This window comes from Acidimicrobiales bacterium (assembly GCA_036273495.1).
In the GTDB taxonomy this organism is placed as follows: Bacteria; Actinomycetota; Acidimicrobiia; order Acidimicrobiales; family JAJPHE01; genus DASSEU01.
Genome location: DASUHN010000262.1, coordinates 1 through 2703 on the forward strand (window position 1 = coordinate 1; position 2703 = coordinate 2703).

Below are 2703 nucleotides of genomic sequence, written 5' to 3' on the forward strand. Positions count from 1 at the left end.
CAGCAGGCGCTCCTCGGGGGTCAGCTCGGTCTCCCCCTTGGGAGTGACCTTCCCGACCAGAACGTCCCCGGGGCCGACCTCGGCCCCGATGCGGATGATGCCGCGCTCGTCGAGGTCCTTCAGGATCTCCTCGGAGAGGTTGGGGATGTCCCGGGTGATCTCCTCGGCGCCGAGCTTGGTGTCCCGGGCGTCGACCTCGTGCTCCTCGATGTGGATCGAGGTCAGGACGTCGTCGCGGACCAGGCGCTCCGACAGGATGATGGCGTCCTCGAAGTTGTAGCCCTCCCAGGGCATGAAGGCCACCAGCAGGTTCTTGCCGAGGGCCAGCTCCCCGTTGTGGGTGGACGGACCGTCGGCCATCACCGTGCCCACCTCCACCTTGTCCCCCTCCTCGACCAGCGACTTCTGGTTGATCGAGGTGTTCTGGTTGGAGCGGCGGAACTTCGCCAGCCGGTAGATCTTGCGGCCGAGGGGATGGCCGAGCCGGTCCTTCTGGCCGGCGGTGTACTCGATGACGATCTGGTCACCGGTGACCTCGGACACCGTGCCGGTGCCCTCGGCCACGACCACGTCCCCGGCGTCCTGGGCGGCCCGGGCCTCGACCCCGGTGCCGATGAACGGCGCCTCGGGGACGACCAGGGGCACGGCCTGCTTCTGCATGTTGGCGCCCATGAGCGCCCGGTTGGCGTCGTCGTGCTCGATGAACGGGATGAGCGCCGTCGATATCGACACGATCTGCTTCGGGCTCACGTCCATCAGGTCGACCTCGGCCGGGGGCACGAAGTCGACCTCCGATGTCGTGCCGTACGAGGTGGTGGTGGCACCGACCCGCACACCGGCGCCCTGCGGGCCGCGGCGGACCAGCACGCGGTCACCGACCAGACGCCCGCCGTCGTCCAGGACCGCGTTGGCCTGGGCGATGACGTGCTCCTCCTCGTCGTCGGCTGCGAGGTACACGACGTTCTTGGGGTCACGGTCGACCAGGCCGTCGCGCACGGGGAAGTACGGCGTCTCGATGAACCCGAACTTGTTGACCCGGGCGTAGGTGGCCAGGGCGCCGATGAGGCCGATGTTCGGGCCCTCCGGCGTCTCGATCGGGCACATGCGGCCGTAGTGGGACGTGTGCACGTCCCGGACCTCGAACCCGGCGCGCTCCCTCGACAGACCGCCGGGGCCGAGGGCCGACAGCCGGCGCTTGTGGGCCAGCCCCGACAGCGGGTTGACCTGATCCATGAACTGGGAGAGCTGGCTGGTGCCGAAGAACTCCTTGATGGCCGCCACGACCGGGCGGATGTTGATGAGGGTCTGGGGCGTGATGGCCTCGACGTCCTGGGTGGTCATCCGCTCCCGGACGACCCTCTCCATCCGGGACAGCCCCACCCGGACCTGGTTCTGGATCAGCTCACCAACCGACCGCACCCGGCGGTTGGCGAAGTGGTCCTGGTCGTCCAGGCGGTAGCCGGACTCCCCGTTGGCCAGATGGAGCAGGTAGCTGGCCGCGGCCAGCATCTCCGACGGGCTCAGGACGCCCTGGTCGGACTCGGGCCGCTCCAGGTCCACCCCGAGGATGCCGGCGATCTTCTCGACCTCCGGGCCCAGCTTCTTGTTCAGCTTGTGCCGGCCGACCTTGGTCAGGTCGTAGCGCTTCGGGTTGAAGAAGGCGTTCTCGAAGTACGCACGCGCCGACTCCACCGAGGGCGGCTCACCGGGGCGGGCCCGCTTGTAGATCTCGAGCAGGGCCTCCTCCCGGGTGGGGGCGATGTCGCGCTCCTTCTCCCACTGGCCCTCGAGGAAGTCGAAGTGGCGCACGAAACGCGACAGCAGCGCCTCGTCCTCGTAGCCGAGGGCCCGGAGCAGGATGAACAGCGACAGGCGCCGCTTGCGCGCCACGCGGGTGCCTGCGGTGATGTCCTTGCCCGGCTTGGCCTCGACGTCGAACTCGATCCACTCGCCGCGGTAGGGGTGGATCGTTCCGGTCACGATGGTCTTGGCATCCCGCCCGGGCTGGAAGATCACTCCGGGTGAGCGGACGAGCTGGCTGACGACCACCCGCTCGGTGCCGTTGACGATGAACGTTCCCCTGTCCGTCATCATCGGGAAGTCCCCCATGAAGACGGTCTGCTCCTTGATCTCACCCGTGGAGGCGTTCATGAACCGGGCCCGCACGAAGATCGGGGCCGCGTAGGTCATGTCCTTCTCCTTGCACTCCTCCACCGAGAACTTGGGCGGAGGGCGCAGGTCGGGGTCGCTCGGGTCGAACTCCAGCTCCAGCCGGAGGGTCCCGGTGAAGTCCTCGATCGGGCTGATGTCGGCGAAGGTCTCCGCCAGGCCCTCCTCGAGGAAGTCCTTGAACGAGTCGCGCTGGACGGCCACGAGGTCGGGCAGGGGCAGAACCTCGTCCAGGTTGGCGAAGGTGAAGCGTTCCGGGGTCGCAGAACGAGCGGGCAAGCCGAACTCCTAGTGGGGAGAAAGGTGGAACGACAGGTGGTGGAACGGCAGCGGGCGCGCCGGCGCGCCGAAGGCGCGGCCTGAAGTCAGGTACGCGGCGGGGGCGGGCACGGCAACCGGCAATTGTAGGCGCGGGCGTGCTCGAATACAAGCCCCCCGCCTGGGGCTCCCGGGCAGGATAAGGCCTGGGGCCCCTCAGGTCAATGGTAGGGGGGCGCTACTTGACCTCGACGCTGGCCCCGGCCTCCTCGAGCT

At 68.6% G+C, this 2703-nt stretch carries 1 protein-coding gene; it reads right to left on the reverse strand.

What is annotated here, in order from left to right:
* Window positions 1–2448: DNA-directed RNA polymerase subunit beta (gene rpoB, locus VFW24_11365; GenBank protein HEX5267363.1), on the reverse strand; the 2448-nt coding region annotated here is incomplete at its 3' end.
* Window positions 2449–2703 lie beyond the last annotated feature (255 nt).